The following is a 26911-nucleotide window of genomic DNA, read 5'->3' as shown; positions in this document are numbered from 1 at the left end:
TGCGATCGGCTGGTGATCAGTGCCGCGGAAGCTGGTTCGGATCGATCGGACCGTCGGTGGCGGGACCCTCGGCGGGTCCGGCGGCAGCAGCGGTCTGGTTGCGCAGGATCTCGCGGATGTCGCCGAGCAGATCCTCGGTGGTTGGAGGAACCTCTTCCTCGGGCGCTCCGCGCTTACGCAGCTCGTTGAGCTTGTTCATCGGCACGATGATGATGAAGTAGACGATAGCGGCGACGATGAGGAAGTTGATGGCCGCGGTGATGACCGCGCCCAAATCGATGGTCGTCTCCGGGACGTTCGGCTTGATCTGGAACGACAGAGCAGGACCCTCGGCGCCGCCGACGGCAGAGATGAGGGGGTTGATGATCTTGTCGGAGAACGCAGTGACGATCGCGGTGAAGGCACCGCCGATGATGACCGCGGTTGCGAGTTCGACGACATTCCCCTGGAGAATGAAGTCTCTGAAGCCTCTAAGCATTAGAGAAACCCTTTCGGTGTGTGTTCACCGCAATGCGGTTGTGAATTGTTCAATTACGTTTCAATAGTACACATGGGTAACTCATGGTCAGCAGAAATGATCTGCGAGTCCGATCATCGTATTGACGCTCCGGGTAATCGTTGTGATACTCCGGGTAATCGGTTTGCAGTGATGAGCGTCGGTCGGGTGAACACAGACGTCTCCGACCACCGCAGATCAGAAGGGCGGACAGCCCGGCGATGACATGGTTCAGCGAGGGAGGATGGCAAAGCTGATGGGGAGTCCGGCGAACTCGGCGACACGCCCGGCATCATCGGCGGAGAGGATCACGGAAACAAGTTGTCCTGACTCCGCGGCAATTCCTTCGGGTTTGTCGACGAGGCGGGCGATCGTCACTTTCTCGACGACGACTTCCGACCCGCCGTCGGGCAGGGACGAGAAGAGACGGATCTTCTGCCCCGGTTGGAGCAGTGCCGCCGAGGCATCATCGGCCAGACGGATCGGCATGAGCAGATCGCGACTGCCCTTCGGCAGCGCCTGCTGATCGAGCACGATCGACGAGGTCAGGGGTGACCCCTTCGATAACCCCGCCGAGGTGGCCCGTCCCTGCACCTCTTCAACGGACCTGAATGTCTTGTCGGGGACGAGGTCGGAAGGGAACTGAGTGAGAGTGAGGTCCTGGGCCTTGAGCTCGGTTCCGGGTGCCAGGTCCGACTTCGCGACAACGATCGCCGTTCCTGCGCTGGTCGGTGTAAGCATCCAGACGGCGAGAGCGCAGGCACATGCGAGGCAGACGGCGGCGAGGATGCGCTGAGGCCGAATGCGAGACAGCCGTGACTGGCCGGAAGACGTAGACCGGACGCGGTGGAAGATGCCCATGCGCCGAGTCTGCGGTGCTGCGCGGCCCGCGGCAAGGGTATGGAACTCGCCTGTGGACAGTTCGTGCCGTCCACAGGCGATTGGTGTCTGAGTGACGAGAGCCGGTCCCTCGTGGCATCCGGTCGGTTGGCGGCTGAGGTGAATCGCCCTGAAGGTGCAGGCTGTCAGCTGGCGGCTGGGAGGGTGCGCCGGCGACCGGCGTCGCTCAGCTTGCGGCTGGGGTGCTCGCGGTCGAGGAGCTGCTCGATGGCGAAGTCGACGTGCTGGAGGCTTCCTTCGACGACGAGCCCGAGGACTCCTTCGAGGAGGAGTCTGAACTCGAGGAGCTGACGGTGCTCGACTTGCTCGAGCGGGAGTCGGTGGCGTAGAAGCCGGATCCCTTGAAGCTGATGCCCACGGCACCGAAGACCTTCTTCAGGCGGCCCTGGCATTCCGGGCAGACGGTGAGCGAGTCATCGCTGAAGTCCTGATGAATATCAAACGCGTGACCACAGCTCTTGCAGGCGTAGGAGTAGACGGGCATTCGAGACCTTTCTTCGACGACAAGATTATAGTGCATCTCAGTTCCTCCCCGGAGCACCGGTCCGCGATATGCACAAGGTTATCCACATATCAACACGCGCGAGTGGGTACTGATTCCCGACGATCAGGCCGTGAAGACGTGAGTTCCGTCGTCGGTGACGGCCTCCGGGATGCGCAGGTCCCAGGCTTCTGCGGCGAGGCCCTTGAGGTTGAGCTCGTCGGCGAAGCACACCCCGACAACGCGGGGACCCGAACCAGGAGCTGCCGAACCATTGCGTTCCGAACCACGAGACTCGGGACCAGAGGACTCTGAACCAGGGGACTCGGAACCAAAAAGTCCCCATTCGAGAACGCCCGAACCGAGAGGCTCCTCCCCGTGTGGGCCGAAGGTCCTGTCGTAGAAGCCGCCCCCGTTGCCCAGCCGAGCACCAGCGGCTCCGAAGCCCAGGGCCGGGACGAAGACGAGGTCGAGGCCGATCGTGGGGGAGAGCAGCTGGGCGGCGGTGAGCATCTCACCATCCCGGACCGGTTCGCGGATTCCCCATCGGCCCTGCGGTCTCAGGCTGGCCATCGAACCAGTGACCTGGCCGAACATCAAAGGTTCGCCCACCTTGGTGACGACGGGCAGGTAGACGGTGCCGCCGGATGCGAGAAACTGATCGAGCGCCGGGTCGAGGTCCGGCTCTCCGGGCAGCGCCGCATAGGCAAGAATGGAACGAACCGGTGTTTCTCGGATGAGGTCCCGCGCGGCGGCCGCCACAGTCCCCGCGGCCGCCACGGTCCCCGCAGCCGCCACGATCCCCGGAGCTGCCTCGGTGAGGGAGCGGTCTGCGCGAGCGGCGCGGATGCGGGACCGCAGCCGCGCCTTCGAAGTTTGTGAGTCCACGCATTTCAGACTAACCGGGGTGGGCGGATTCGTTAAGATGACGTCATGAGTGATGAAGCGCAGCGCACCGTTCGCAAGGCCGTGATCCCCGTCGCCGGTCTCGGAACTCGGTTCCTCCCCGCCACGAAGGCCACCCCCAAAGAGATGCTCCCGGTCGTCGACAAGCCGGCGATCCAGTACGTCATCGAGGAAGCCGTCGATGCCGGTCTGCAGGACGTTCTCATGATCACCGGTCGGAATAAGCGGCCGCTGGAGGATCATTTCGACCGGGTCGACGGGCTCGAGGCAGCGCTCGCGCAGAAGGGCGATGACAAGAAGCTCGCCGCGGTGCGCCATCCCTCCGAACTCGCCGACATCCACTATGTGCGCCAGGGCGACCCCAAGGGACTCGGCCATGCCGTGCTCAAGGGACGTCAGCATGTGGGCAATGAGCCGTTCGCGGTCCTGCTCGGTGATGACCTCATCGATGAGCGCAGCCCGATCCTGCCGAAGATGATCGAGGTCGCGGAGAAGACCGGCGGCAGCGTCGTCGCCCTCATGGAGGTTCCGCCCGAGGCGATCCACCTCTACGGCTGTGCCGCCGTCGAGTCCACTGCTGACGACGAGGTCGTCAAGGTCACCGACCTCGTCGAGAAGCCCACCACCGAGGATGCTCCGTCGAATCTCGCCATCATCGGCCGCTACGTGCTGGCGCCGGAGATCTTCGACGTCCTCGAGACGACGAAGCCGGGACGCGGCAACGAGATCCAGCTCACCGATGCCCTGCAGGAGCTCGCCGGAGACGACGAGGGCCACGGAGTTTACGGAGTCGTGTTCAAGGGCGCCCGCTACGACACGGGAGACAAGCTCGACTACCTCAAAGCCGTTGTGCAGATCGCGTGCGACCGGGAGGACCTCGGCGGCGATCTCAAAGCGTGGCTGCGCGAGTTCGTGCCGACGCTGGACTGAGCGCCGACTCGGCTCCGAGCCGACCGTCCTGGTTCAGCCCATCCGGGCAGACCGACCTTGATCCCGAGAGCGAGGGCAGCCGCGTGTGGCCTGTCATCCTGACTGATCGACAGTCCGATATCGTGCTGCGACCGCTGCGCCGTCGCGACGAAGAGGCCTGGCGAGAGGTCCGCCGATTCAACCGCGACTGGCTGCGCCCGTGGGACGCGACCCTGCCCGCGCCGGGCCAAGAGCTGCCGGGGTTCCGCACGATGGTGCGGATGCAGGACAAACAGGCCAAACGCGGGCAGACCGTGCCGTTCGCCATCGAGGTCGACGGGAACTTCCGCGGACAGATCACCGTATCGGGCCTGAGCTGGGGTTCGATCCTGTCCGGGCAGATCGGTTACTGGATCGACTCGCGCGTGGCCGGGCGCGGAATCACCCCGGTCGCCGTGGCGATGGCCGCCGACCACTGCTTCTTCGCCCTCGAACTCCACCGCATCGAGATCAACATCCGCCCGGAGAACACCGCGAGCCTGCGCGTGGTCGAGAAGCTGGGTCTGCGCGATGAGGGGCTGCGCGAGAAGTACATGCACATCGATGGGCAGTGGTGCGACCACCGCACGTTCGCCCTCCTCGCCGAGGAGGTCCCGCAGGGTCTGCTGGCCGCCTACAGGCACGGCACCGGCGGGTGGTAGGCGCGGACCGGGGACGTCCAGCCGCCACCTGGGAATTCGGTGAACTTCGCCCCAGTTTGACCGACACACCTCGCGTCTTCACGACTTCCCTGATGCCTGCAACTTAGGGTGGCACTGTGGACACCAGCATCATCGTCGTCATCGCCATCGTCGTGGTCTTCGCCGTTGCTGTGCCCGCAATGATTCGGAAGTCCGCGACGGATCTCTTGCGCGTCGAAATCGACACGGTTCCGGACAATGCGGCCGTCGTCTCCGCCGAGACGGCCATCCCCGGGCACGACCATTCGGAGCGCGTCCAGGTCTTCCACGACAAACCTCGGAAGGTGCCGTCGGTGCCGACCCCGGACGTCTCTCAGGAAGTCGAGGCCCCGAAGCTGAGTCTCTCGGCCTCCCCTCCCGAGTTCGCCGTCATCGACGGTCACGCCGAAGCACACACAATCACCGAGGCTGCCGAGCACGCCCAGCTCAACGTCCTTCCCGTTGCGGTCGGTGAAACCCACTCCTCCCTGTCCGCCAACCATGCGGCCGTCGGTCGCGGTGTTGTCGGATCCAACTTAGGCGTCGGCACTGACACAGGTGTTCGTGCAGGCGCTGCCACTGACAATGTGCGACTGCTCCACCCCGCGGTCCATGCCGTCTTCAACGACAGCGGCCGCTCCGTCGGGCAGCCGGACAGACAGCGTCGTTGGCCACAGGCCCATCCGCCGCACCCGACCGGCGTCGGCCGCAAGGCGTCGACGAGCCGGACGGCTCCGGGCGGCGCCGGTCCGGCACCTCAAGGGGGCGGACCACGTGAAGGCCGGTCCCGGACGGGACGCGGCGGCCACCTCGGCGAGGGGATGGCCGGCACAGACGGACAGAACCGACAGATTTCCAATCCGACCATCGGAGCCGATGAGGAACATGCGATGACCGAGCAAGCCACGACCCTGCGGGAGTCACTGAAGTCGCTGAACACCATGGTCAGGGGCTTCTCCCTGGTCTTCCTCGCCTCGGTTCTCGGCATCCTAGTGTCGAGTGTGCTCGCGGCCTTCTCGGTGGTGCACATCGCCCTGGCCGGTGTCTTCCTCGGGCTCGCGGTCGTCACTCTCTTCCTCGTGCGCACGCTCAATCTGCGCAAGCGCGAGACGAAGAAGAAACTGCGACGTCTGCAGGAGACCGCACGGTCACGGCCAGCGGCCCAGCCGAAGCGTGACACTGCTCCGGAGCGCGTCGCCAAGGTCGAGCGTGCCTCCGAGCCGAAGTCGGCCGAACCGTCGACGGCCACGGCGCGACAGACGGCCACGGCGCGACAGACTGCTGCTGCGCGACAGACTGCTACGGCCAGGACGACGACTGATGCTCAGCCTGCAGCTGGTTCGCAGTCTGCAGCTCGCGCGGACGCGAAGTCCGCGAAGTCGCAGACCGTTCCGGTCAAGCAGCAGCCTCGCACAGCCCCTGCATCGACATCGAGCGGAACTGCTGCCCGGATCGCCGCGGCCGCCCAGGGTACGAGCGCGGCGGCGAAGGCCGCGCAGGCTCGCGCTGCGATGAACCGCTCCGTCGAGGCGAAGAAGTCCCGCGAAGAGGCCGACACCGGAGAGATCCCGCTCGTGCGCATCCGCAAGGAAGCCGCCGAGGGCCACACCACGCGCCAGGTCCTCCTCACCGGACCGATCCCGGTCGTGAAGGAGAACTCGACCGCAGACGGTGACGCGACTTCCGCCGAGGCGGCCGCCGACTCCGAGACCGCCTCGACGTCGCGCGCCGTCGCCCCCGCGGCATCAACGTCGACGGCAGAGCCGAAGGCGGAAGCGACGGGTACCACGATCGACCGCGAGAACGATGCCGACGCCGCCTCGGCGACATCTGCAGAGAAGGCTCGGACCGAATCCGCCAAGGCCCCGGTCTCTCTCGGAGCCGACCTCCTCGCTGAGACCGAAACCATCTCAGATGCGGCCGGTCGAAAGGAAGTCGATGCGGAAGTGCACGCTGCACCTGATGCGGCGGCTCGCACGGTCGATGACCCGTTCATGCAGCGTCTGAAATCGCGCGACGGCTGGTCGCCGACCCCGCTGCCGGTACCCAGCTACGTCGAGGCTCCCGAAGCCGAGCATCCGGTGCCCGCGGCATCGGCGGCCGATGCCAGCTCGTACGAAACCGAGGCCCGCAGCCGTGAAGACATCGCGGCTGAGTTCGCCGAAGAGCTCGGCTACCGTCCGGAACTCAGCGACTCCGCCCGCGAGGACGGACCGCTCGGCCACGGGCGAAAGGCGATCCGGACGACGAAGGCCGCCGACCTCGGCGCCGTCAACGACGTTCTCGCTCGCCGGCGCGCGTGACGCCCCGAAGTCGCTGAAGCGAGGTCCGCAAGGATGTCGCGACGCTGACGCAGAAGCCCTGCACAACCCGTGCGGGGCTTCTGCGTGCCAGGGTTACGGTGTCCATGAGTCGCTGGGCAGCTTGCTTCACGACAGATAGCACCCGTTCGAAAGCGTGCTGTCTGCCGTGGAGGATGCCGCCAGCGATCAGGCGCTGAATACCGACCAGCAGATCGCATCGCGGCGTGCCTGATCTTCCAGCACGAGTTCGCGGACTTCATTCGGCAGCCGGTCACGCTGCCAGTCGCGTTCGGCATGACCGGCCACAAGGTCCTTCCCCGATGTCCCTCGGGTCGCTTTGATCGCGTAGGCCGCCGCCCCGAGGTCGTGTTCGGCGCAGTCGGCGGCCCACGGCGCGAGAAGGCGGTGGTCGGCATCGGTGAGGGAGCCGCCTCGGCGAATCGTGATCATTCAGGATCACGAACCCCGGGCAGGATCATGGGAGCCGACCGAGAATCGACAGCGGTCGCGAGCGACGAAGCGAGCAGGCGTTCACAGTTGCGATTCTGGTGTCCCCTCCAGTCGGTGCCTGGCTTGAGCGCATCGGCAACCGTGGACACAGCCTGATTGGCGGCGTGCGTTTTCCCTGGTGGACACGGTCGACTCAGCAGTCATCGGCCGTGCTAGATTGCTCAGCGTCGATCACGCGAGGGCGGCCGGCAGAGAGCCGAAGACGAGTTCAGGGGAGAATCCGATGGCCGATATCGAAGACCAGGTGAGAGCTGAACCTTACGTGGGACGGCGTGCACGTCGTGCGGCGGCCGGGTCGTTCATCGGCGCCGTCGTCGAATGGTATGACTTCCTGCTGTACGGGATCGTCGCAGCTCTGGTCTTCGGCGAGCTCTTCTTCCCCGGCTACAGTGACCGGGCGGGCACGCTCGCGGCGTTCGCGACCTTCGGCGTCGGATTCATCTTCCGCCCGCTCGGCGGAATCATCTTCGGCCACTTCGGCGACCGCCTCGGGCGCAAGTCCATGCTCATCTGGACGATGACGATCATGGGCGTGGCCACCGCCCTCATCGGCTGTCTGCCGACCTACCAGACGAGCGGCTGGCTGGCACCGGCACTGCTCGTCCTGCTGCGCTGCATTCAGGGCGTGGCGGTCGGCGGAGAATGGGGAGGCGCCGCGCTCATGGCCGTCGAAAGCGCACCGCCGAAGCTGCGCGCCTTCTACTCCAGTGGGGTTCAGGTCGGCTACTCGGTCGGCCTGCTGCTGGCCACCGGACTCGTCGCCATCCTCAGCGGCGGACTGACCTCCGAAGGCTTCCTGGTTTGGGGATGGCGGATCCCGTTCCTTGCCAGCGCGGGCCTCGTCCTGGTCGGGCTGTGGATCCGTGCCGGTGTCGCGGAATCCGAAGAATATGTGAAGCGAGTGCAGAACGCGGACGAGGACAAGGTTGCCAAGCTGCCGATCCTCGGGGCCTTCAAACGATTCCCCGCACAGATCGCCCAGATCGTCGGACTGCGGTTCATCGAGCTTCTGACTATGTACATCGTCACCACCTTCGCGCTGTCGTATGCGACGGACGAACTCGGTTTCGACAGGCAGTTCATGCTCAACATCACGCTGCTCGTCGGCGGACTGGGAATCGTCACGATTCCTGCGTTCGCCTACCTTTCTGATCGGTACGGACGTCTGCGCGTCTACCTCACCGGCGGAGTCGTCGGACTGCTCAGCGCGATCCCGTTCTTCTTCGCTCTGGAATCGGGAAGCACGATTGCCATCGTGATCTTCGCCGTGCTGCTGGTCAATATCGCTCACGACGCGGTCGTCAGCGTCCAGCAGCCGCTGTTCGCCGAGATGTTCAGCCCCGAATTCCGTTACAGCGGAGCGGGCGTCGGCTACCAGCTGGCCAGCGCGCTGGCAGGCGGCTTCACTCCGTTCATCGCCACCTACCTCGTCGGAGTCGGCGACGGCAGCTGGTACCTCGTCGGTGCTTACCTCGCTGCGGGCTGTCTGGTGTCGATCTCCGTCGCCGCCTACCTCGCGAAGAAGGGACGCCGCACCGCCGGTGCCTGATCGCCTCGGTGCTGACTGACGGCACTGTTGCCCCGGTGTGTTACGTCAGGCCGAGCGCAATTGGTAAGGCCGAGGCGGTTATGACACCAACGGTGTGGGGTGCGGCGGCCACTCGGTCATCGCGGCCGCGCGACCTCATCGCCGGGAGCGCACACTGCTCATGGGCCGGCCGCTCAGGCGACGAACTTGTCGAACTCGTCGTTCTTGGCCAGGAAATTCTGCACATAGGAGCACGTGGTTCGGAACTTCAGCCCCGCCTCGGCGCTAGTCTCCAGTGCATAGCGCACCAGTTTGGCCGCCAAGCCGCGCCCGCCCCACTCGGGCGACACCTCGGTGTGGGTGAACATGCGCACCGGACCGTCGGCGGTGTCATCGGCGCTCGTTTCACGGTCGATGTAATCGGCGAGACCGATGACCTTGCCCTCGTGGGTGACGGTGAAGCGTTTGGCCGCAGCATCCTCGGCGATGGTGAAGGTCTCTCCCGAGATGTCGATGTCCATGGTCATTCCTCCCGAATGTCCGTGCCGGCGGCACTGCGCGATGGTCGTCGGCGATCGATCGACGCTCGTCGCTGTCCTGACAATTGACACTATAGTTCTGTTCCTGAAGAAGCGACTAGCCTGGTCAGACTCAGCCGACCGGACGATCTCGAAGGAGTCCCACCTATGACCGCACACCCCTCGGCGACCCTGGTCGACGCGCACCGCCGGAAGCTGCGTGCAGCCGGATTCGAGGTCACCGAGCTGACGTCCGCCGACATCCCCGACTACGTCGAGCTCGTGTCCTCGGCCTACCGCGGCGAAGAGTCGAAACAGGGGTGGACCACCGAGGCGGACCTGCTCGGAGGACAGCGGCTCGACGGCCCCATGGCCGAGGACATGCTCGCCGAGGCGGACTCCCAGATTCTGCTCGCCCGCGATGGGCAGGGGCGCGCAGTAGCCAGCGTCTATGTGCGCGAACCCGAAGACGGAGCCGCATACCTCGGGGTGCTCGCCGTCTCTCCGATGGGACAGGGCAAAGGGGTGGGGTCCTTGCTCATCGGCCTCGCCGAGGCGTGGGTGGCCGAACACTGGGGTGCAACGGCGATGCGGATGAGCGTGATCAACAAGCGTGACGAACTTATCGCCTACTACGAGCGCCGCGGCTACGTGCGCACCGGCGAAATCGAGCCCTTCCCCTACGGCGACGAACGCTTCGGGCTGCCGAAGGTCGACGACCTCGAATTCGTGCTCCTGGCCAAACCCCTGAGCTGAGGGCGGCCGAAGCGCGGCTGCAGGCGAAGAGCGGGCTGCAGTCGGAAAATAGGTCAGCATCGGACACTTCTGTTGGAGAAAAGTGTCCGATGCTGACCTATTCTCGGAGGCCCGGAGGCCCGGAGGCCCGGAGGCCCGGGCGCGGAGTCCGGCCCGTGAGCCTGGCCCTGGCGCTCAGCCTCAGAACATCATGGCGGGCACAACCAGGCCGCCGACGAGCGCGACAGGCCCGATGACGACCATCGACATGCCGAACTTCACGAGGATGCGAGTCAGGCGCGGCTTGTCCTCGACCGGGGCGGTCGCGACGACCGTGGCACCCAGCGTCGAGAACGGTGAGACGTCGACGACCGCCGAGCACACGCCCAGAGCCGCGATGAGTGCCCAGCCGGGCACCCCGCCCGCGGCGATGAGCGGCAGGGCCAGCGGCACGAGCGCAGCGAGGATGCCCGTCGTCGACGCGAAGGCCGACACCAGGCCGCCGACGATGCAGAGGACGAAAGCGGCGATGAGCGGCGAACCGATCGACTCGGCGCCCTCGCCGAGCAGGTCGACGGCTCCCATGTTCTGCAGCACGCCGACGAAGGTGATGATGCCGCCGACGAGCAGCACGGTCGGCCAGTCGATCTTCGGGATCGCGGCCTTGCCCGTCTTCGGATCGACGAGTGCGAGGATCGCTCCGAACATGAAGCACAGCAGGCCGATGTCCGGTTCCTGGCCGAGCGCCGCGAGCACGACCACGGTGCCGATGAGGCCGACCATGAAGATCACGGTGAGGATCTGTACGAAGGTGAACGGCTTGGATTCCCCCGCCTCGTCGGTGGTGGAGGAATCGAAGAGCGCTTCGTCCTCATCGTCCTCACCGAAGGCGACGCTTGACGCCGAGGCGGAGCCGCGGGAGATCTTCGACTGGGCACTTCCGGTCGAAGCATGCTCGGCGGCCGCCACAGTCGTCTTCGAGAACAGCGACCGCCCGTACATGAAATAGGCGACCACAAGCATGACGAGGTAGACGGCCACGGCGATGCCGAAGAGCAGGAACGGAGAGAGGTCGATGCCGGCATCGTGGGCTGTCGAGTACGTGACGATTCCGTAGAGGCTGGTCGGGGCGAAGCCGCCGGCGCCGATGGCGAAGCAGATCGCCAGTCCCATGAGCGCGTAGTCGACGCCGTACTTGCGGGCGACCTGCATGCCCACGGGCATCATGACGAGACCCGCCAACGGTGCTCCCATGGCCGCAATGCAGCCGGTGATGACGAAGAACACCGCGGGCAGCAGCACCGCCGAGGATCCGACCCGTTCGAGGGCCCAGTCGATGATCTTGTCGACGGTCCCGTTCTCCTGTGCGATCGCGAAGAAATAGGTGACCCCGGCCAGCAGGATCATGATGTCCAGGGGGAACTCGGCGACGATGTCGTCGACGGCCATATCGGTAAAGAGGAGCCCGGTTCCGGCCGCGCCGACGAGCATGAGCACGCCGATCTGCACACCGCGGACCGCGCCGATGGCGAAGAGAGCGACGAATATGAGCAGAGCTATGATCTGAGTGAGCATGTTGTCCTTGCGAAGGCTGAAGCGACACTGAGCATCGCTGGCTGATTCGCTGAGAGACTACCAGTGTTACCGGCGGGTACCGATGAGGCGTGTCCGAACCGTCGGAAAGTCCCGATAGACGGAAAATCCTCCCCGAGTCGGCCTCAGAACTACCTGACGGCGGCCCAGCAACCTCGCGCCAGGTTGCTGGGCCGCCGTCAGGTAGTAATTGGGGAGGATTAGGTGAGGAGGAGAGATCCGCCGAGGGCGATGAGGGCGACGACGATCGTGACGAGTGTTGCCAGGGCGATCGGTCGGGCGCCGAGGTTCTTCAGCGATCGCCACTGCACTCCGCGGCCGAGGGCGAACATCGCCATCGCCAGGCACACTGTCTGGATCCAGCTGAGTCCGGTGACGGCGAACTCCGGGAGCAGGCCGAAGGTGCGCAGGGCCGCCATGACGAGGAAGCCGACGACGAAGAGCGGAACGATCGGCGGACGTTTGCCCTGCGCCGGAGTCTGCTTCGTCGCGGTCGACACCGCCCCTCCGGTCGACACCGGCCCACCGGTCGACGCCGACGCCGCGGCCGATGCACCCGACCCGTTGCTCTTTCCACCCGACCCCGCGGCTGCGGAGGTCTCGGTGGAACCGGCGGCCGCCTCGGTGCCGGTGTTCGTCAGTGCCTTGTCCTCGCTGCGGCGCACTGCGTAGCTGAACACGGCGACGGTGGGGGCGAGCATGATGACGCGGGCGAGTTTGACGAGAACGGCGATCTCGAGGGCCGCGGGGCCGATGATCCCGCCGATCGCCACGACCTGGGCGACCTCATGGGTGGCGGCACCGCCCCACATTCCGGCGGCCTCCGGGGACAGACCCAGGGCGGTCGAGAGTCCGGGCACGATCGCGATCATCAGGGTGCCGAAGAGCACGACGAGGCCGATCGCGGCGGCCACATCCTCCTTCTTCGACTTCAGGGTCGACTCGACTCCGGCGACGGCGGCGGCACCGCAGATGCCGAATCCGCTGCCGATGAGCACGGCCAGGGGACGGTCGACCTTGAGTGGTCCCGCCAGGGCCAGGGCCGAGAGGACGCCGGCGGCGACGATGACGGCGGCAAGCACGAGAACGAGCCACCCGAGGTCGAGGATGTCGCCGAGCACCACCTGCGCGCCGAGGGCGGCGATGCCCAGGCGCAGCAGCGGCTTCGCGGCGAAATTGAGTCCGGGCATGAACGCTTCGGGCAGGTTGGGCACGAGATTGCCCAGGAGGATGCCGAGCACGATCGCCACGAGCAGCGGTGAGAGCACGGGGGCGAGCATGGAGATCGGCCACGCGACCGCCGTGGCCACGGCGGCGACGGCAAGTCCGGGTAAGAGGGAGACGAAGCTTCAGTCTGTCAACGCCTGCACGGTCGCAGTAGACGGTGATTTCTTCGCAACCCATATGGATCTGATATGTCATGATGATCATATGCACGATCTCGGGAATATCAAGAACTGGCCCGAGCTCCAGGCTCTGGGGCTGCTGGTGGCCCTCAGCGGCAACGCCAGGTCGATCGGCCAGGCCGCGGCGAAACTCGATCTCGCCCAGCCGAATGCCTCCCGCAGCCTGCGCAACCTCGAACGCGATCTCAAGGTGCCGCTGCTGCGGCGCTCTCCACGAGGCACCGAACTCACCGTCGAGGGCCGCGCCGTCGCCGAATGGGCGTCGAAGGTCATTGAAGCCTACGACACGCTCTACGCCGGGGCGCGCGCCATCCAGGACGCCCGCGCCGGAACCGTCAAGGTCAGCGCCTCGCTGACGGTCGCCGAGTACCTCATGCCCCACCACCTCACGACCTTCCGCGCCGCACACCCGACAATCGACATCGGTCTGTCGGTGGAGAACTCCGCGACAGTCATCGACCGGGTGCGTCGGCAGACCAGCGACCTCGGGCTCATCGAATCCGTATCCCTGCCGCAGGACCTCAACGCCGAGGTGGTCGGCCGTGACCGACTCATGATCGCCTGTGCCACGGGCTTCGCCCACGCCTGGACGCAGCCGATCACCGCCGAGGAGCTGGCGCAGGTGCCGCTGCTGGTGCGTGAGATCGGTTCGGGCACCAGGGAGGTCATCGACGCGGCACTGATCGGAGCTGGGGGAGTGCGCGTGGCGGGGGAGTACGGATCGAACTCCGCCCTGCGCATCGCCGCCGCCACATCCGTGGCCCCGGTCGTTCTGTCCGAACTCGCTCTGCGTGATGACTTCCGAGCCGGACGTCTGATTCCGCTGCCGGTAGCCGACGACGTCGACCTCACCCGCGAACTCCACGCCGTATGGGCCAGGACCCGGCGACAGCCACCCGGGGCACGTCTGCTGCTCGAGCACATGATCGACAGCCTCGAGTGACGGGACCCGAGTGAATGGGCTCGAGTGTCAGGGTCCGAGTGACGGGACCCGAGCGACGGGACCCGAGCAGGTCGAAGTCTCCGCGCCGTCCAAAGCTGCGGACACCGGGCGAACCCTTCAGAGTTACGGAATACGTGTCCGAAATATCGCTGTCGATTCCGTGAGATGCGGTGAGGCATATATTGGGGACATGACACAGCCCGAGCCAGCCTCCTCACCCGCTCGCAATCCCGGGTTCGCCCCGGACACCGTCGTCGTCGAGACCGGACGGCCTCAGCGCGTCGACGGTGCGTCGGTGAACCCGCCGATCGATCTGTCCTCGACCTTCGTGAGCGCGGGCGACATCTCGAACTCGCCTTTTGCCTATGCCCGCTTCGACACTCCCGCATGGACGCCCTTCGAAGAGGCGCTCGGTCAGCTCGAACATGCGAGCCTGCCCGGACTGGTCTTCGGCTCCGGCCTGGCGGCGATCTCGGCCGTGATCAGCCTCGTGCCCGCCGGAGGCACCCTGATCATCCCCACCCACAGCTACCAGGGAGCGCTCGCCTCCGCCGAGCAGATCGCTGGGCGGCAGAACTTCGACCTCGTCACCGTCGATATCGCCGACACCGAGGCGGTCATCGCCGCCCTCGACGAAGCGGGGCACGCGACGGCGGGCCAGGTCCCAGCGGAGGAGACGGTCGCCTCTGCGGGGGACGCTGACGGATGGACCGCCTCGGCGACGGCGGGCGAAGCCGCACCCCCGGGGATGCTGTGGATCGAATCGCCGACGAACCCGATGCTCGAGGTCGCCGACGTTCCCGCGCTGGCCGCGGCGGCCAAGGACCGCGGATTCCTCGTGTCCGTCGACAACACCTTCGCCACCCCGCTGCTGCAGACCCCGCTCGACCTGGGCGCCGATATCGTCGTGCACTCAGTGACGAAATACCTCGCCGGGCACTCCGACGTCGTCCTCGGTGCGGTCGTGACCAGCAGCAATTCCCTGCGTGAGAAGCTGCACACGGAACGATCCATGCGGGGCGGAATCGCCGGTCCCTTCGAGGTCTGGCTGGCCTTGCGCGGACTGCGCACCCTGGCGGTGCGCCTCGACCGCGCGCAGGCCAACGCCCAGGTCATCGCCGAGCGCCTCGCCGCCCACCCGGCCGTCGTCGAAACCCGCTACCCAGGCCTGCCGAACGACCCCGGCCACGCCCGCGCGGCCGCGCAGATGAACGGATTCGGCGCGATCATCTCCTTCACCGTCGCGACCGCGGACAAGGCCACCGCCATCGCCGAGGCGGTCCGACTGTGGACGCCGGCGACCTCCCTGGGCGGGGTGGAATCCCTCATCGAACGTCGCCGCCGGCACCCCTCGGAACCGGCGACCGTGCCCGAAGGGCTCATCCGGTTGAGCGTCGGCATCGAGAACCTCGACGACCTCTGGGCCGACCTCGAGGCGGCCCTTGCCTGATGAGGCAGACGCCCGACTACGTGCTCGACCGGCCTTGCGCGGACGACCTCGACCAGTTCTTCTCCATCGACCCCGACCCTCGGGTCTGGACGCACCTGCTCAGCGGACGTCTGACCGATGAGGAAGAGGCCGAAGCGATCCTCGTCCGCCTGGTCTTCGCCGACCGGGAACTCACCGCCGCCCAGCTCGGCGCGACATTGGCCTGAGACGGGGAGGCTCTCTCCGGCCCAGGCCTCACTTCGGAACGTGTCTCCTGTGGGTGAATCCGCCTCGATAACTCAGTAGATTTCGGGGCGGATCCACCCACAGGATACGGGCAGCGACGACTCCGCTCGGATGTGTGACGCAGATCAACTTAACGTACGTTAAAGTGACGGTAGATGCTTCCGTTCTCCTCGACGGCGGATGGAGGCATTAGCCCCGAAAGCTACCCGGATCATCGGATTCGTACGAAGGAGTCGCATTGTCCACCAGCGTTCTCACCGAAGTCAGCGGCGATGTCACGACCGTGACCATCAACCGTCCGGAGAGCCTCAACGCGCTCAACGAGGAGGCATTCCAGGCCATCGGCGCGGCTGTCACCGAGGCGGCTGCCAATTCCCGTGCCATCATCCTCACCGGAAATGAACGGTCCTTCAGCTCTGGTGCGGATCTCCAGGGTGGAGTGGCGAAGCGCGAAGGCATCGACCTCGCCGGGGCGAATAGGATCATCGCCGCGATCCTCGACCTGCCCATCCCCACGATCGCGGCGGTGTCCGGACCGGCCGCGGGCATCGGCTGTTCCCTCGCCCTCGCCTGCGATTATCTGGTGATGAGCGAGAAGTCCTATCTCATGCTGCCGTTCACGAAGATCGGGCTCATGCCCGACGGGGGCTCGACCGCCCTGGTCGCCGCCTCGGCCGGACGCCACCGGGCCCTGCGCCTGGCGCTGACCGGTGAGAAGCTGCAGGCCGCCGACGCCCTCGACTGGGGATTGGCGAGCGAGGTCGTTCCGGCTGGAAGCCACCTGGAACGTGCCGGAGAAGTCGCCGCGGTCTTCGCGCAGGGCCCGACCCGTGCCCTGGCCGCTTCGAAGCGAGCGATCAACCGAGCCAGCCTGGCCGAACTCGACGCGTCCTTCGCCCGCGAGGTCGAAGGACAGGATGCGCTGCGCGCAAGCAACGACTTCGCCGAGGGGGTCGCCGCCTTTCTCGACAAGAGGGCACCCGGCTTCACCGGCGAATGATTCTGGGATGCGCGGACGGACCGTTTGATAACTGTTTGACCATGAATCAATACACCTGCATCCGCACCGCCTCCGCACCTGATGTGATGGTGACGACCGCCCACCACGAAACCGGCGATCACAATACTTCTCCCGTCGCGGCCACAGCGCCGAGGCGGGACCGGAGCACGAACGAAGGAGTCTCATGCTGACAGGAATTCCGTCCACCCTGGGCGACAGCTACCAGCTCAACACCACCAGCCTCATCCGCCATGCAACCACCGTCTTCGGTGATGCCGAGGTCGTCTACCGCCGTTCGGACGGATCCTGGGGCAGGTCGAACTACGCCGACGAGTTCAAGCGCATGGCGCAGCTCGCCCACGGCCTCGCCGACCTCGGCGTCGGCGCCGGCTCCATAGTCGGAGTCCTCGATTGGAACTCCCGCCGCCACCTCGAGCTCTACTTCGCCGTGCCCGGTGTGGCCGCGACCATGCTCCAGCTCAACCTGCGCCTGGCTCCCGAGGACCTCGCCTACGTCGTCAGCCACTCGAAGTCGGACTGGATCTTCGTCGACGAATCGCTGCTGACCGTCGCCGAATCGCTGGCTCCGAAGCTCGACGTCAAGGGCTGGGTCGTCATGACCGACAAGCCGATCGCCGAGATCGAGACGAGCCTGACCAACGTCGTCTCCTACGAAGACCTCATCGCGGAGAAGTCCGAGACCTACGACTGGCCCGTCGTCGACGAGAAGACCGCCGCCTACGCCGGATACACCACCGGCACCACCGGCCGCCCCAAGGGCGTGTACTACTCGCACCGGTCGATCTACCTGCACACGATGGGCGGTCTGGCCGCACTCCACGTGAACTTCGACGACTGCGTCATGCCCATCACCCCGATGTTCCATGTGCTGTCGTGGGGCTTCCCGCAGAACGCTGTGGCCGCCGGCGCCAAGCTCGTCCTGCCGGGGAAGTTCGCCGCCGAGGAGTTCGGTGCCATCGCCCAGGCCTTCGTCGAGGAGAAGGTCACCCTGGCCAACGGCGCCCCCGCCATCTTCGGGCCGATGCTGCAGATGATGAAGAAGATGCCGCAGGCCCCGGACCTCAGCGGAGTCCGTCTCGTCTCCGGATCGTCAGAGCCGCCGCTGTCGATGATGCGCGGGTTCAAGGAGGTCACCGGGGCCGACGTCATCCACGGCTACGGTGCCACCGAAACCACCCCGCTGGCGTCGACGAACTGGAAGATCCGTCCGGGTCTCGACCTCGACGAGGAAGAGAAGTGGGACCTCAAGCGCTCGCAGGGCCTGCCGATCATCGGTGTTGAGATGAAGACCATCGACCCCGAGGGCAATGAGCTGCCACGCGACGGAAAGTCCATGGGCGAGCTCCTCATGCGCGGACCCTGGATCACCGAGTCCTACTACCAGCTGCCCGACAATGCCGATCGGTTCCTCGACGGTTGGTGGCGCTCGGGCGACGTCGGCACCATCGACCAGTACGGCTACCTGAAGATCACCGACCGCCTCAAGGACGTCATCAAGTCCGGAGGCGAGTGGATCTCGTCGATCGACATGGAGAACGCGATCCTCGACAACCCCGACGTCAGCGAGGCCGCCGTCATCGGCGTCCCCGACGAGAAGTGGGATGAGCGTCCCGTCGTCTACGTTGTGGCCAACCCCGGCGCCGAGGTGACCCGGGACTCGATCGTCGAAACGCTGAGTGCTCGTTTCGCCAAGTGGCAGATGCCCGACGAGGTCAGGGTCGTCGAGGAGATGCCGCGCACGTCGGTGGGCAAACTCGACAAGAAGCTGCTGCGCAAGGACTGGGAACAGTCCTGATCGCAAGGCTGAGCTAGGCAGGGACCGATCCGGGGCAGGACGGTCGAGCCCCGGGCCTGACCGATCACAGCAGCAGCCAGCCGAGCACCCCGGCGCCGATCACCGTCCCCCACGCCGGGACCTTCCACATGGTCCCGGCAACGAAGGCGGCGACGGCCAGCGCCAGGGTCGCAGGCGAGGTGATCCCCTCGACGAACACGGGATCGTAGAGCGCAGCCCCCAGCAGCCCCACGACGGCGGCATTGACTCCGGTCAGTGCCGCCGTCGCTGGTTCCCAGGCACGCAGCCGCTCCCAGAACGGCAGGATCCCGATGACCAGCTGACCCGCCGGAAGGAAGATCGCCAGCAGGGCGATGCCGGCACCGAGGATGCCGCTGGGTCCCGTTGTCATCGACGCTCCGAGGAACGCCGCGAAGGTGAATAGCGGACCGGGGACTGCCTGTGCAGCACCGTAGCCGGCGAGGAACGTGTCGTGGTCGACCAGCCCGGTGGGCACGAGTTCGGCCTCGAGCAGGGGCAGGACGACATGACCGCCGCCGAAGACCAGGGCCCCTGCCCGATAGAAGATATCGATGAGGCGAATGGTCGCGTCCCCGGTCGCCGCGGTGAGGGCCGGGAGTCCGAGGAGCAGAGCGGCGAAGGCGATGAGGGAGGCGATGCCCAGCCGTCTGGCGCCGCGTGAGGCGATGCGGCTCTCGGGGGAGTGGGGGCCGACCGTGGCAGCTGCTGATTCGGAGGTGGAGGCAGATTCGGAAGCAGTCGCAGATTCGGAGGCGGAAGCCGCCTCGGTGGGAGATTCCTTCTCGTTCCTACCTTTGTCGGGCCGTTTCAGCCAGACGAGGCCGAGAACTCCGCCGAGGACTATCGCGACGATCTGGACCAGCGCCGTCGGCAGAGTCGAATCCGGGATGACGAGCATGAGCATGAGGACGGCGGCGGCGATGCTCGCACGACGGGCATCCGGGGTCAGCGTTTTCGCCATCGACTGCACGGCACCGGCGACGACGGCCACCGCGGCGGCCTTGAGCCCGAGCAGCCACCCGGCATCGCCGAGGTCACCGAAGGCCGAGAGCCCCAACGCGAAGAGGGTGAGCAGAATCGCCGACGGCAGAGTGAAGCTCACCCACGCGGCCGCAAGCCCGGGCAGGCCCGCACGGCGCAGCCCGAGTCCCATGCCGACCTGGCTGGACGCGGGGCCCGGCAGCATCTGGCACAGGGCGACGAGGTCGGCGTATTCGCGGTCATCCAACCACGAGCGGCGGCCGACGAACTCGTTGCGGAAGTATCCGAGGTGGGCGACAGGACCGCCGAACGACGTCAGGCCGAGGCGCAGGAACGATCCGGCCACCTCGGCGGTGGGGGCAGGTGCAGAGGTCATCACATCAGTGAACACGGGCCAAGTGACGCCGAGGTGAATGGGTCCTCAGGGATGGTGGAGGAGGTAGGTGCCGCCCTTGAGGCAGGTGTCGACGACCCAGCCGTCGCCGACGAGACCGGTCAGCGCCGTGCGCAGCGCCAGTCGCCAGCGGCTGGCGAGATCGGCATCCTGGCCGCGCAGATCCTCGATATCGGAAGGGAAATCCAGCGAGACGAACTCGGTCTCCTTCGGCACCTCGCTCAGCAGCGGCTCCCCGTCGTCATCGGCGCGCAGGCAGGGGAAGGCCGAACCGGGATCGACGACCGAGGCCCGTGCCGGACGGTCGAGCGGCCAGGACACCATCATCCGGTCGCTGGCCTGGCCGGAGTTCACTCCGTCGCGCATCTGCCCGTAGAAATCCTCGAGGTATTCGACCATGCCGACACCCAGACGCTGGAAGTTGAAGTACGCATTGCGGGCGATGAGCGGGTCGAAAGTCCAGGTCATCTCGGTGATGCCGAGGTTGAGGCACCAGAGACGCTGGTGGAGCTTCATCGCGGAGCCGGCACCGCGGCCGATGATCTGATGGCGGACTCCGGCGATGTGCGAATGCATGACCGAACCCAAAGGCTGACCGAAGAAGCCGATGGTCACACCGATCATCTCGTCGGGCTCGTCGACGCTGTACGCAGCGGACACATAGTTGCCGGCGTGGGCGAAGGCGATGATGAGACTGGGTTCGAACACGTTCGTGCCGGTCTCGTCGACGTTCCAGACTTCGTCGAGCAGCAGTGAGGCCCTGGCTGCCTCGTCGGCGGTGTGGATCTCGCGCACCTCGATGCGCGCGGTTTCCGCCGCGGCGGCGTATTCGTCCTCCGCCAGGGCGATGATCTCCGAGTCCACTGTTCTCAGTTCTGGGTTCGCGCTCATGGTGACATTGTGCCACCAGGTCGGGGCGCGGGCGGGAAGCGCCGCGGGCGGGAAGCGCACGGCAACGATTCGACTACGGCGAACGCGCCGACGGCAGCTGGCGCATGCTTGGATGAATGTCCTGGCACGCCTCAGTGAACTCCGCCGCTTGAGCAGGTGGGGCGGGTATAGCCTGGTCGCATGAGCTCAACAGTCGCCGTCATCGGCGCCGGAACCATCGGCCGATCGTTCGCCTTCCTCTTCGCCCGTAGCGGGTACACGGTGCGGGTCTTCGACCCGCGTCCCGATCTCGCCGAGGTGGTCGCCGGCTTACAGGCCGACGTCACCGCTGATGCCTCCGCCGGAGATGAGCTGGCCTCTGAAGTCGGCACCGTGGAACTCGCCGAATCCGTCGAGGCCGCGGTGGCAGGTGTCGTCTTCGTCCAGGAATCCGGTCCCGAGGATCCGGAATCGAAGCCCGTGCTGTTCTCTCAGATCGCCGAGGCGGCTCCGGCCGGTGCCGTGTTCGCCACGTCGTCGTCGACGATCCCGGCCTCATTGATCGCGGCCGCTCTGCCGGAGTCCGCGGCATCCCGCGTCATCGTCGGCCACCCGTTCAATCCACCGCACCTCATGCCTCTCGTCGAGGTCGTGCCGTCACCGCAGACCTCCCAGGAGACCGTCGACGCTGCGGTCGAGTTCTACCGCAGCTGCGGGCGCGAACCAGTGGTGCTCGGGCGTGAGATCCGCGGATTCGTTGGCAACCGGCTCCAGAACGCGCTGATGAAGGAGGCGATCTCGCTCGTGCAGAACGGGGTCGTCTCTGCCGAGGGGCTCGACACGGTGATGAAGAATTCGCTGGGTCTGCGATGGTCGGCTATCGGCCAGTTCGAAGGCATGCACTTCGGCGGGGGAGAGGCTGGGATCCGGGGTTTCATGGACCATATCGGCCCGGCGTTCGCCGCCATCGAGGACCTGCCGGTCGATGTCGATCCAGCAGGCATGGAAGACGTTTTCGAACAGGTCGAAGAAGCTTATGGCCCGACCCCGACCCCACAGGCAGCGGCCGTCCGGGACCGGATCCAGAAGGCGGTGCTCGAGGCCCGTGGTCAGGGGCGCTGAAACGCATTCGTCCCAAACAAAGGTCACTATCGGATATCTTCCGGGCTCAGAAGTATCCGACAGTGACCTATTTTCGAGGAGGCAGCGGCTCAGACCGCTGCTTGATAGAAGTACGTGGTGCGTTCGGCGATGAGACCCTCGGTGTCGAAGAGGAAGAAATCCGCGAAGCCCACCGACGTCTCAGAGCCGTCCTTGAGGCGACCGCTGAAGACGCCGCGACTGGATGCGCGATCACCGTCGACGAGGATCTCCTGCAGCGAATGAGAACCGGATTCGATGACGCGTTCGCCATGGTAGAAGTCGGTGATCTGCCGGCCGACCATCGTCGGATAGCCCGGCCGATCATAACTTGCGGCGGCGGCGAACAGCGCCGAGGTGGCGTCCGCATCTCCGGCATCGACGGTGGAGTAGTAGCGCTTCACGAGTTCAGTCACACTGGCCATGGCACTACCGTAACAGTGACTCATTTCATAGTCGGGGCCGGCCCTCGGCGGATCGATCCGGACCCCTCGGGCCGCCGAGCTTCTCGTCGACCCCAATCGTCATCTGATTTCGCATATCCATCCTGCATCGGGTTAGTATCGACCTGCTAATGATAACGAGTCTCACTAACTAGAGAGTGCGAATGATGAAACGACACCACACGATGCTCGGATCGGCGGTGGTCGCCTCGGCGCTGCTGCTCACCGGATGCCAGGCAGGCGACGACGCCACCGACTACGACGCGGGCAGTGCGGACAAGAAGACCGCAGGCGCCGCAGACGACAAGGACGACACAGGGCACGCCCAGGAGCTCGCCGCCGCCCAGCCGCGGATCGTGACCACTTACGAGGGCGGGATCCTCACCCTCGACGCAACGACTCTCGATGTCATCGACGACACGAAGCTCGAAGGCTTCAACCGCCTCAATCCCGTCGGCGACGGCCGCCACCTCATGGTCTCCGTCGCCGAAGGCTTCCGCCTCTTCGACGCCGGAGTCTGGACCCAGCCGCACGGCGACCACACCCACAGCTACGCCGCCGACCCGCAGCTCACCGACACCGTCTTCGACACCGAACTGCCCGGACACGTCGTCAACCACGGCGAGGCCACCGTGCTCTTCGGCGACGGCGACGGCAAGATCCAGACCTTCGACACCGAGAACTTCTCCGACGGCGCCCCGAAGCCCCAGGTAACCGAGGTCGACGAACCCCACCACGGTGTCGCCGTGAAACTCGCCGATGGTTCGATGCTGCACACCGTCGGAACCGAGGACGAACGCTCGGGTGCGAAGGTCGTCGACAGCTCCGGCAAAGAGATCGCAAGCAGCGACGAGTGCCCCGGAGTCCACGGCGAAGCCGCTGCGAAGGACGAGGTCATCGCGCTCGGCTGCGAGGACGGAATCCTGCTGTACAAGGATGGGAAGTTCGAGAAGATCGACGCTCCCGACTCCTTCGGTCGCATCGGCAACCAGTCCGGAAGCGACGAATCGCAGTACATCCTCGGCGATTACAAAGTCGACGAAGATGCCGAACTCGAACGTCCCGAACGGGTGAGCGTCACCGACACGAAGTCGGGCAAGCTCTCGCTCGTCGACCTCGGCGCCTCCTACAGCTTCCGATCCCTGGGCCGCGGACCCGACGGGGAAGGCGTCGTCCTGACCACGGACGGGAACCTCAAAATCATCGACCCCGCCACCGCCTCGGTGACGGAGGAATACCCGGTCATCGACGAATGGGAAGAGCCCGTCGAATGGCAGAAGGCCCGCCCGACGCTCTTCGTCCAGGACGAAGTAGCCTATGTCAGCGATCCGGGAGAGAAGAAGATCCACATCGTCGATCTCGAATCCGGTGAGGTGATGGCCGAGGAAACGCTGCCGCACGCACCGAACGAACTCACCGGCGTCACCGGCTGAGGTGCCACGACCGGCCCGACCGGCGGGTCAGATCCGACCGGCGGAACGGCCTCGATTGCCCCGACCGGCGGTGTCCCTGGACACGCCGCCGGTCGGGTCGCCCACCTCGGTGATGGCTGGGAATCTGCCCAGGAAACAAGACCACCGTTGCCCACGCCGGAGTTCGGCCCTAGCGTGGGGGATGGACCTGCGATCACACCATCGGTGATCGCTTCAACCCCGTCGAAGTGAAAGAGGACAGCCAAGACCACCATGTATCGCGTGACCGACCCGGCGACCGGCCAAGTCGCCGAAGAATTCCCCACCGCCACCGATGCCGAGATCCTCGCGGCCCTCGATCGTTCGGCGACGACATTCGACGAGTGGAGCCGGACCACGGTGGCCGAGCGCGCTGCGCTGCTGACCCGCGTGTCCGAGATCTACGCCGAGCGCGCCGAGGAGCTCGCCGAAGTCATCAAGCTCGAAATGGGCAAATCCGTGCCCGAAGGCAAGGGCGAAGTCCAGCTGAGCTCGATGATCTACAAGTACTTCGCCGACAACGCCGAAGCCTTCATGGCCGACGAACCACTGCGCGGACCCAAGGACGCCACCGCCATGATCCGCCGCAAGCCCGTCGGCTCGCTGCTGGGCATCATGCCGTGGAACTTCCCCTACTACCAGGTCGCCCGCTTCGCCGCCCCGAACCTGGCCCTGGGCAACACCATCCTGCTCAAGCACGCCCCGCAGTGCCCCCGCTCGGCACAGATCATGGAAGAGATCTTCATCGAGGCAGGCCTGCCCGAAGGCGCGTACATCAACATCTACGCCAGCAACGAGCAGGTCGCCGACATCATCCTGACCGACCCGCGCAACCACGGAGTGTCCCTGACCGGATCCGAACGCGCCGGTGCCGCCGTCGCTGCCGAGGCCGGAAAGAACCTCAAGAAGGTCGTGCTCGAACTCGGCGGATCCGATCCGTACATCCTGCTCGACACGGACGACGTCCAGAAGTCCGCGAAGACGTTCTTCGACACCCGCATGGGCAACACCGGCCAAGCCTGCAACTCGCCCAAGCGGATGATCGTCATGGACGACATCTACGACGACTTCGTCTCCTCCATCACCGAGGCGGCCCAGAAGAACACCCCCGCCGTTCCCAGTGAGGAGGGCTCCCGACTGTCCCCGCTGTCGTCGGTGGCCGCCGCCGACCGCTTCGTCGAACAGGTCCAGGACACCGTCAGCGAGGGCGCGACCCTGCTCGCCGGCGGCAAGAAGTACGACGGCGGCGGCGCCTATGTCGAACCCGTCGTCCTCACCGATGTGAAGAAGGGTATGCGCGGATACTACGAAGAGCTCTTCGGCCCCGCCGTCATCGTCTATAAGGTCAGCAGCGAAGAGGAAGCCGTCGAACTCGCCAACGACACCCCCTTCGGTCTGGGCGCCGCCGTGTTCTCCACCGATATCGCCCGGGCCGAACGCGTCGGAGACCAGATCGATTCCGGCATGGTCTTCCTCAACGCTCCCGAAGGAAGCCGCGAATACCTGCCCTTCGGCGGAGTCAAGCGCTCCGGCGTCGGCCGGGAACTCGGGCCGCTGGCGATGGACGAATTCGTCAACAAGCAGCTCGTGTACAAACAGAGCTGATCGGTACGACCGGAGCCCGAGAATCCGGGCTCCGATCGTGACCGGGTTGTGATCGCCGTCAGGGCGCTGTCTCCTACCGGGAGACAGCGCCCTGATTGTATGCTGAGACCACGCACAGCCAATTCTCATAAATCTCAGCGGGAGGTCTTCCCATGTCGGCACCGAAGCCGTCGACCCAGGTCAACGCCGCAGCCTCAAAAGGGATCATGCGGCCGGTCAACCGATTCCTCGAACAGTGGATTCCCTCGGCCCTGACCTTCGCCATCGTCCTCACCCTCATCGTCGCGGTCCTCGCGTTCGTCTTCACCGGCGCCGGCCCGGTCGACGTCGTCACCGGCTGGGGTGAGGGACTGGCAGGACTGCTCGAGTTCATGACGCAGATGTGTCTGATCCTCCTGCTCGGCCACATCCTCGCCAACACCGGCCCCGTGCGGAAGCTGCTCGCCTGGCTCGCCCGCGTTCCGGGCAACGCCACCTTCGCCTATGTCTTCGTCTTCCTCGTCGCCGCCCTCGCCAGCCTCGTCACCTGGGGGCTCGGCCTCGTCGTCGGTGCGCTGCTCGCCCGTGAGGTCGCCGTCCAGTCACGTGACCGCGGAATCAAGGTCCACTTCCCGCTGCTCGTCGCCGCCGGCTACTCCGGGTTCGTCGTCTGGCATATGGGCTATTCGGGATCGGGCCCGCTGACCGCGGCCACTCCGGACTCCTTCCTCTCCGAATCCCTCGGCGGGAAGACGGTTCCCGTGTCGGAGACCATCTTCGCCGGTTGGAACCTGCTGGCCATCGCCGGCGTCATCATCGTCTGTGGGCTCCTCTTCTTCCTCGTCGCTCCGAGGGCCGGCGCCCCCGTCTACGAACTCCCCGCCTCGGTGAGCTCGGAGAAACAGTCGCAGGTCGACGAAGAGGTCGTCACCCCGGCCGACCGGATCGATGCCTCACGGGTGCTCACCCTGGTCGTCGGTCTCGCGCTCGTCGCCTACCTCATCATCCACTTCGCCCAAGGCGGGGGACTCACGCTCGATATCGTCAACTGGTCGTTCCTCGCGCTCATCCTCCTGCTCGTGCGCAACCCCTTCGAGCTCATCCACCTGACGAAGGAGGCGGCCTCGAACGTCGGCGAGATCCTTCTGCAGTTCCCGCTCTACGCCGGAATCCTGGGCATCATGTCCTCGACCGGACTCATCGCCGTGTTCTCCGACGCCATCGTCTCGATCGCGAACCCGGCCTCGTTCGGGGTTCTCGCGCTGCTCTCGGCCGGACTCGTCAACTTCTTTGTCCCCTCCGGCGGCGGCCAGTTCGCGGTCCAGGGACCGATCATGCTCGATGCGGCCAACCAGCTCGGCGTCGACCCGTCGATTGCGATCATGGCCGTGTCTTACGGCGACCAGTGGACGAACATGCTCCAGCCGTTCTGGGCGCTGCCGGTGCTGGCGATCGCCGGTCTGAAGATGCGCGACGTCCTCGGCTACACCGTCATCACATTCCTCGGCGCAGGGGTGGTGATGGCGGCCGCGCTGCTCTTCGTCTCCCTCTGAGCCCCACCTCGGCGAGGGTGAGTCGCTGATCTGAAG

Annotated in this window: 25 protein-coding genes and 1 pseudogene; 14 read left to right on the top strand and 12 right to left on the bottom strand. The window is 65.9% G+C overall.

Annotated elements, in window-relative coordinates:
• Positions 1-16: 16 nt before the first annotated feature.
• From mscL to BI49514_RS01225, 4 genes are all read right to left on the bottom strand, one after another.
• Positions 17-478 carry a large conductance mechanosensitive channel protein MscL gene (mscL, locus tag BI49514_RS01240; protein WP_101543604.1) on the bottom strand — a complete coding sequence of 154 codons (462 nt, stop codon included), beginning with the start codon at positions 476-478 and terminating at the stop codon, positions 17-19.
• A 249-nt stretch (positions 479-727) separates the two neighbouring features.
• Positions 728-1357 (bottom strand): SAF domain-containing protein, encoded by a 630-nt coding sequence (locus BI49514_RS01235; protein ID WP_101543603.1) that lies wholly within the window; start codon positions 1355-1357, stop codon positions 728-730.
• Positions 1358-1562: 205 nt separating this feature from the next.
• Positions 1563-1880, bottom strand: a complete 318-nt coding sequence (locus BI49514_RS01230) for an FmdB family zinc ribbon protein (protein WP_101543601.1) — start codon at positions 1878-1880, stop codon at positions 1563-1565.
• 123 nt (positions 1881-2003) lie between these two features.
• A complete protein-coding gene (locus tag BI49514_RS01225; protein ID WP_244195201.1) occupies positions 2004-2765 on the bottom strand; it encodes a 5-formyltetrahydrofolate cyclo-ligase in 762 nt (253 codons plus the stop codon).
• Positions 2766-2810: 45 nt separating this feature from the next.
• Here BI49514_RS01225 and galU point away from each other — a divergent pair, with 45 nt between their 5' ends.
• From galU to BI49514_RS01210, 3 genes are all read left to right on the top strand, one after another.
• Positions 2811-3713: a UTP--glucose-1-phosphate uridylyltransferase GalU gene (gene galU / locus BI49514_RS01220; RefSeq protein WP_101543599.1), complete on the top strand. Its 903-nt coding sequence runs from the start codon at positions 2811-2813 to the stop codon at positions 3711-3713.
• A gap of 83 nt (positions 3714-3796) precedes the next feature.
• Entirely contained in the window at positions 3797-4393 is a 597-nt protein-coding gene (locus BI49514_RS01215; RefSeq protein WP_101544046.1) for a GNAT family N-acetyltransferase, read from the top strand.
• 116 nt (positions 4394-4509) lie between these two features.
• Positions 4510-6714: a hypothetical protein gene (locus BI49514_RS01210; protein WP_101543598.1), complete on the top strand. Its 2205-nt coding sequence runs from the start codon at positions 4510-4512 to the stop codon at positions 6712-6714.
• 186 nt (positions 6715-6900) lie between these two features.
• On the opposite strand, the gene BI49514_RS01205 is transcribed toward BI49514_RS01210, so the two are convergent.
• Entirely contained in the window at positions 6901-7164 is a 264-nt protein-coding gene (locus BI49514_RS01205) for a hypothetical protein (protein ID WP_338063752.1), read from the bottom strand.
• Between the two features lie 283 nt (positions 7165-7447).
• Between BI49514_RS01205 and shiA the strand changes: the two genes are divergently transcribed.
• Positions 7448-8773 (top strand): shikimate transporter, encoded by a 1326-nt coding sequence (shiA, locus tag BI49514_RS01200; protein ID WP_101543596.1) that lies wholly within the window; start codon positions 7448-7450, stop codon positions 8771-8773.
• A gap of 173 nt (positions 8774-8946) precedes the next feature.
• Here shiA and BI49514_RS01195 read toward each other — a convergent pair whose 3' ends face one another.
• Positions 8947-9273, bottom strand: coding sequence for a GNAT family N-acetyltransferase (locus tag BI49514_RS01195; RefSeq protein WP_101543595.1), 327 nt, complete (start codon positions 9271-9273; stop codon positions 8947-8949).
• Positions 9274-9438: 165 nt separating this feature from the next.
• Here BI49514_RS01195 and BI49514_RS01190 point away from each other — a divergent pair, with 165 nt between their 5' ends.
• The gene (locus BI49514_RS01190) at positions 9439-10026 is read left to right on the top strand and encodes a GNAT family N-acetyltransferase (RefSeq protein ID WP_101543593.1); all 588 of its coding nucleotides are present in this window, start codon (positions 9439-9441) and stop codon (positions 10024-10026) included.
• Positions 10027-10206: 180 nt separating this feature from the next.
• Here BI49514_RS01190 and BI49514_RS01185 read toward each other — a convergent pair whose 3' ends face one another.
• The 3 genes and pseudogenes from BI49514_RS01185 to BI49514_RS16735 all read right to left on the bottom strand — a co-directional run.
• On the bottom strand, positions 10207-11580 hold the full coding sequence (locus tag BI49514_RS01185) for an SLC13 family permease (RefSeq protein WP_101543592.1): 1374 nt from the start codon (positions 11578-11580) through the stop codon (positions 10207-10209).
• 218 nt (positions 11581-11798) lie between these two features.
• Positions 11799-12098 carry a putative sulfate exporter family transporter gene (locus BI49514_RS16740; RefSeq protein ID WP_257904107.1) on the bottom strand — a complete coding sequence of 100 codons (300 nt, stop codon included), beginning with the start codon at positions 12096-12098 and terminating at the stop codon, positions 11799-11801.
• Positions 12099-12245: 147 nt separating this feature from the next.
• A pseudogene (locus BI49514_RS16735) lies at positions 12246-12917 on the bottom strand (YeiH family protein); the annotation flags it as partial.
• Between the two features lie 112 nt (positions 12918-13029).
• Between BI49514_RS16735 and BI49514_RS01175 the strand changes: the two are divergent.
• The 5 genes from BI49514_RS01175 to BI49514_RS01155 all read left to right on the top strand — a co-directional run bounded on the left by BI49514_RS01175 (position 13030) and on the right by BI49514_RS01155 (position 18438).
• A complete protein-coding gene (locus BI49514_RS01175; protein ID WP_101543590.1) occupies positions 13030-13947 on the top strand; it encodes a LysR family transcriptional regulator in 918 nt (305 codons plus the stop codon).
• 190 nt (positions 13948-14137) lie between these two features.
• Entirely contained in the window at positions 14138-15397 is a 1260-nt protein-coding gene (locus BI49514_RS01170; RefSeq protein ID WP_101543588.1) for a trans-sulfuration enzyme family protein, read from the top strand.
• Positions 15397-15603: a hypothetical protein gene (locus tag BI49514_RS01165; RefSeq protein WP_101543586.1), complete on the top strand. Its 207-nt coding sequence runs from the start codon at positions 15397-15399 to the stop codon at positions 15601-15603. Before BI49514_RS01170 ends, BI49514_RS01165 begins: the two co-directional genes overlap by 1 nt.
• 257 nt (positions 15604-15860) lie before the next feature.
• Positions 15861-16622, top strand: a complete 762-nt coding sequence (locus BI49514_RS01160) for an enoyl-CoA hydratase-related protein (protein ID WP_101543584.1) — start codon at positions 15861-15863, stop codon at positions 16620-16622.
• A gap of 184 nt (positions 16623-16806) precedes the next feature.
• Positions 16807-18438 carry a long-chain-fatty-acid--CoA ligase gene (locus BI49514_RS01155; RefSeq protein WP_101543582.1) on the top strand — a complete coding sequence of 544 codons (1632 nt, stop codon included), beginning with the start codon at positions 16807-16809 and terminating at the stop codon, positions 18436-18438.
• Positions 18439-18502: 64 nt separating this feature from the next.
• Here BI49514_RS01155 and chrA read toward each other — a convergent pair whose 3' ends face one another.
• Both chrA and BI49514_RS01145 read right to left on the bottom strand, forming a co-directional pair.
• A complete protein-coding gene (gene chrA / locus BI49514_RS01150; RefSeq protein ID WP_101544044.1) occupies positions 18503-19816 on the bottom strand; it encodes a chromate efflux transporter in 1314 nt (437 codons plus the stop codon).
• Between the two features lie 45 nt (positions 19817-19861).
• A complete protein-coding gene (locus BI49514_RS01145) occupies positions 19862-20725 on the bottom strand; it encodes a hypothetical protein (RefSeq protein WP_101544043.1) in 864 nt (287 codons plus the stop codon).
• A 180-nt stretch (positions 20726-20905) separates the two neighbouring features.
• Here BI49514_RS01145 and BI49514_RS01140 point away from each other — a divergent pair, with 180 nt between their 5' ends.
• Complete coding sequence (locus BI49514_RS01140; RefSeq protein WP_101543580.1) at positions 20906-21826, top strand: 3-hydroxyacyl-CoA dehydrogenase NAD-binding domain-containing protein; 921 nt, start codon at positions 20906-20908, stop codon at positions 21824-21826.
• An 89-nt stretch (positions 21827-21915) separates the two neighbouring features.
• On the opposite strand, the gene BI49514_RS01135 is transcribed toward BI49514_RS01140, so the two are convergent.
• Positions 21916-22269, bottom strand: a complete 354-nt coding sequence (locus BI49514_RS01135) for a nuclear transport factor 2 family protein (protein WP_101543578.1) — start codon at positions 22267-22269, stop codon at positions 21916-21918.
• A 185-nt stretch (positions 22270-22454) separates the two neighbouring features.
• On the opposite strand from BI49514_RS01135, the gene aztD reads away from it, so the two are divergent.
• The 3 genes from aztD to BI49514_RS01120 all read left to right on the top strand — a co-directional run bounded on the left by aztD (position 22455) and on the right by BI49514_RS01120 (position 26875).
• Complete coding sequence (gene aztD / locus BI49514_RS01130) at positions 22455-23720, top strand: zinc metallochaperone AztD (RefSeq protein ID WP_101544041.1); 1266 nt, start codon at positions 22455-22457, stop codon at positions 23718-23720.
• 252 nt (positions 23721-23972) lie between these two features.
• Positions 23973-25343, top strand: coding sequence for an NAD-dependent succinate-semialdehyde dehydrogenase (locus BI49514_RS01125; protein ID WP_101543576.1), 1371 nt, complete (start codon positions 23973-23975; stop codon positions 25341-25343).
• A 152-nt stretch (positions 25344-25495) separates the two neighbouring features.
• Entirely contained in the window at positions 25496-26875 is a 1380-nt protein-coding gene (locus tag BI49514_RS01120; RefSeq protein ID WP_101543574.1) for a short-chain fatty acid transporter, read from the top strand.
• Positions 26876-26911: the final 36 nt, after the last annotated feature.

Origin of the sequence: Brevibacterium iodinum ATCC 49514 (genome assembly GCF_900169265.1) — a bacterium.
Lineage (GTDB): Bacteria > Actinomycetota > Actinomycetes > Actinomycetales > Brevibacteriaceae > Brevibacterium > Brevibacterium iodinum.
Note: the sequence above shows the minus strand (reverse complement) of the source record. Positions and strands in the feature narration are given on the sequence as shown.

What these genes read in the sequence shown, in the direction of transcription:
- mscL (WP_101543604.1), bottom strand. Translation starts at nt 478, where the DNA reads ATGCTTAGAGGCTTCAGAGACTTCATTCTCCAGGGGAATGTCGTCGAA.
- BI49514_RS01235 (WP_101543603.1), bottom strand. Translation starts at nt 1,357, where the DNA reads ATGGGCATCTTCCACCGCGTCCGGTCTACGTCTTCCGGCCAGTCACGG.
- BI49514_RS01230 (WP_101543601.1), bottom strand. Translation starts at nt 1,880, where the DNA reads ATGCCCGTCTACTCCTACGCCTGCAAGAGCTGTGGTCACGCGTTTGAT.
- galU (WP_101543599.1), top strand. Translation starts at nt 2,811, where the DNA reads ATGAGTGATGAAGCGCAGCGCACCGTTCGCAAGGCCGTGATCCCCGTC.
- BI49514_RS01205 (WP_338063752.1), bottom strand. Translation starts at nt 7,164, where the DNA reads ATGATCACGATTCGCCGAGGCGGCTCCCTCACCGATGCCGACCACCGC.
- shiA (WP_101543596.1), top strand. Translation starts at nt 7,448, where the DNA reads ATGGCCGATATCGAAGACCAGGTGAGAGCTGAACCTTACGTGGGACGG.
- BI49514_RS01195 (WP_101543595.1), bottom strand. Translation starts at nt 9,273, where the DNA reads ATGGACATCGACATCTCGGGAGAGACCTTCACCATCGCCGAGGATGCT.
- BI49514_RS01190 (WP_101543593.1), top strand. Translation starts at nt 9,439, where the DNA reads ATGACCGCACACCCCTCGGCGACCCTGGTCGACGCGCACCGCCGGAAG.
- BI49514_RS01185 (WP_101543592.1), bottom strand. Translation starts at nt 11,580, where the DNA reads ATGCTCACTCAGATCATAGCTCTGCTCATATTCGTCGCTCTCTTCGCC.
- BI49514_RS01175 (WP_101543590.1), top strand. Translation starts at nt 13,030, where the DNA reads ATGCACGATCTCGGGAATATCAAGAACTGGCCCGAGCTCCAGGCTCTG.
- BI49514_RS01170 (WP_101543588.1), top strand. Translation starts at nt 14,138, where the DNA reads ATGACACAGCCCGAGCCAGCCTCCTCACCCGCTCGCAATCCCGGGTTC.
- BI49514_RS01165 (WP_101543586.1), top strand. Translation starts at nt 15,397, where the DNA reads ATGAGGCAGACGCCCGACTACGTGCTCGACCGGCCTTGCGCGGACGAC.
- BI49514_RS01155 (WP_101543582.1), top strand. Translation starts at nt 16,807, where the DNA reads ATGCTGACAGGAATTCCGTCCACCCTGGGCGACAGCTACCAGCTCAAC.
- chrA (WP_101544044.1), bottom strand. Translation starts at nt 19,816, where the DNA reads ATGACCTCTGCACCTGCCCCCACCGCCGAGGTGGCCGGATCGTTCCTG.
- BI49514_RS01145 (WP_101544043.1), bottom strand. Translation starts at nt 20,725, where the DNA reads ATGAGCGCGAACCCAGAACTGAGAACAGTGGACTCGGAGATCATCGCC.
- BI49514_RS01140 (WP_101543580.1), top strand. Translation starts at nt 20,906, where the DNA reads ATGAGCTCAACAGTCGCCGTCATCGGCGCCGGAACCATCGGCCGATCG.
- BI49514_RS01135 (WP_101543578.1), bottom strand. Translation starts at nt 22,269, where the DNA reads ATGGCCAGTGTGACTGAACTCGTGAAGCGCTACTACTCCACCGTCGAT.
- aztD (WP_101544041.1), top strand. Translation starts at nt 22,455, where the DNA reads ATGAAACGACACCACACGATGCTCGGATCGGCGGTGGTCGCCTCGGCG.
- BI49514_RS01125 (WP_101543576.1), top strand. Translation starts at nt 23,973, where the DNA reads ATGTATCGCGTGACCGACCCGGCGACCGGCCAAGTCGCCGAAGAATTC.
- BI49514_RS01120 (WP_101543574.1), top strand. Translation starts at nt 25,496, where the DNA reads ATGTCGGCACCGAAGCCGTCGACCCAGGTCAACGCCGCAGCCTCAAAA.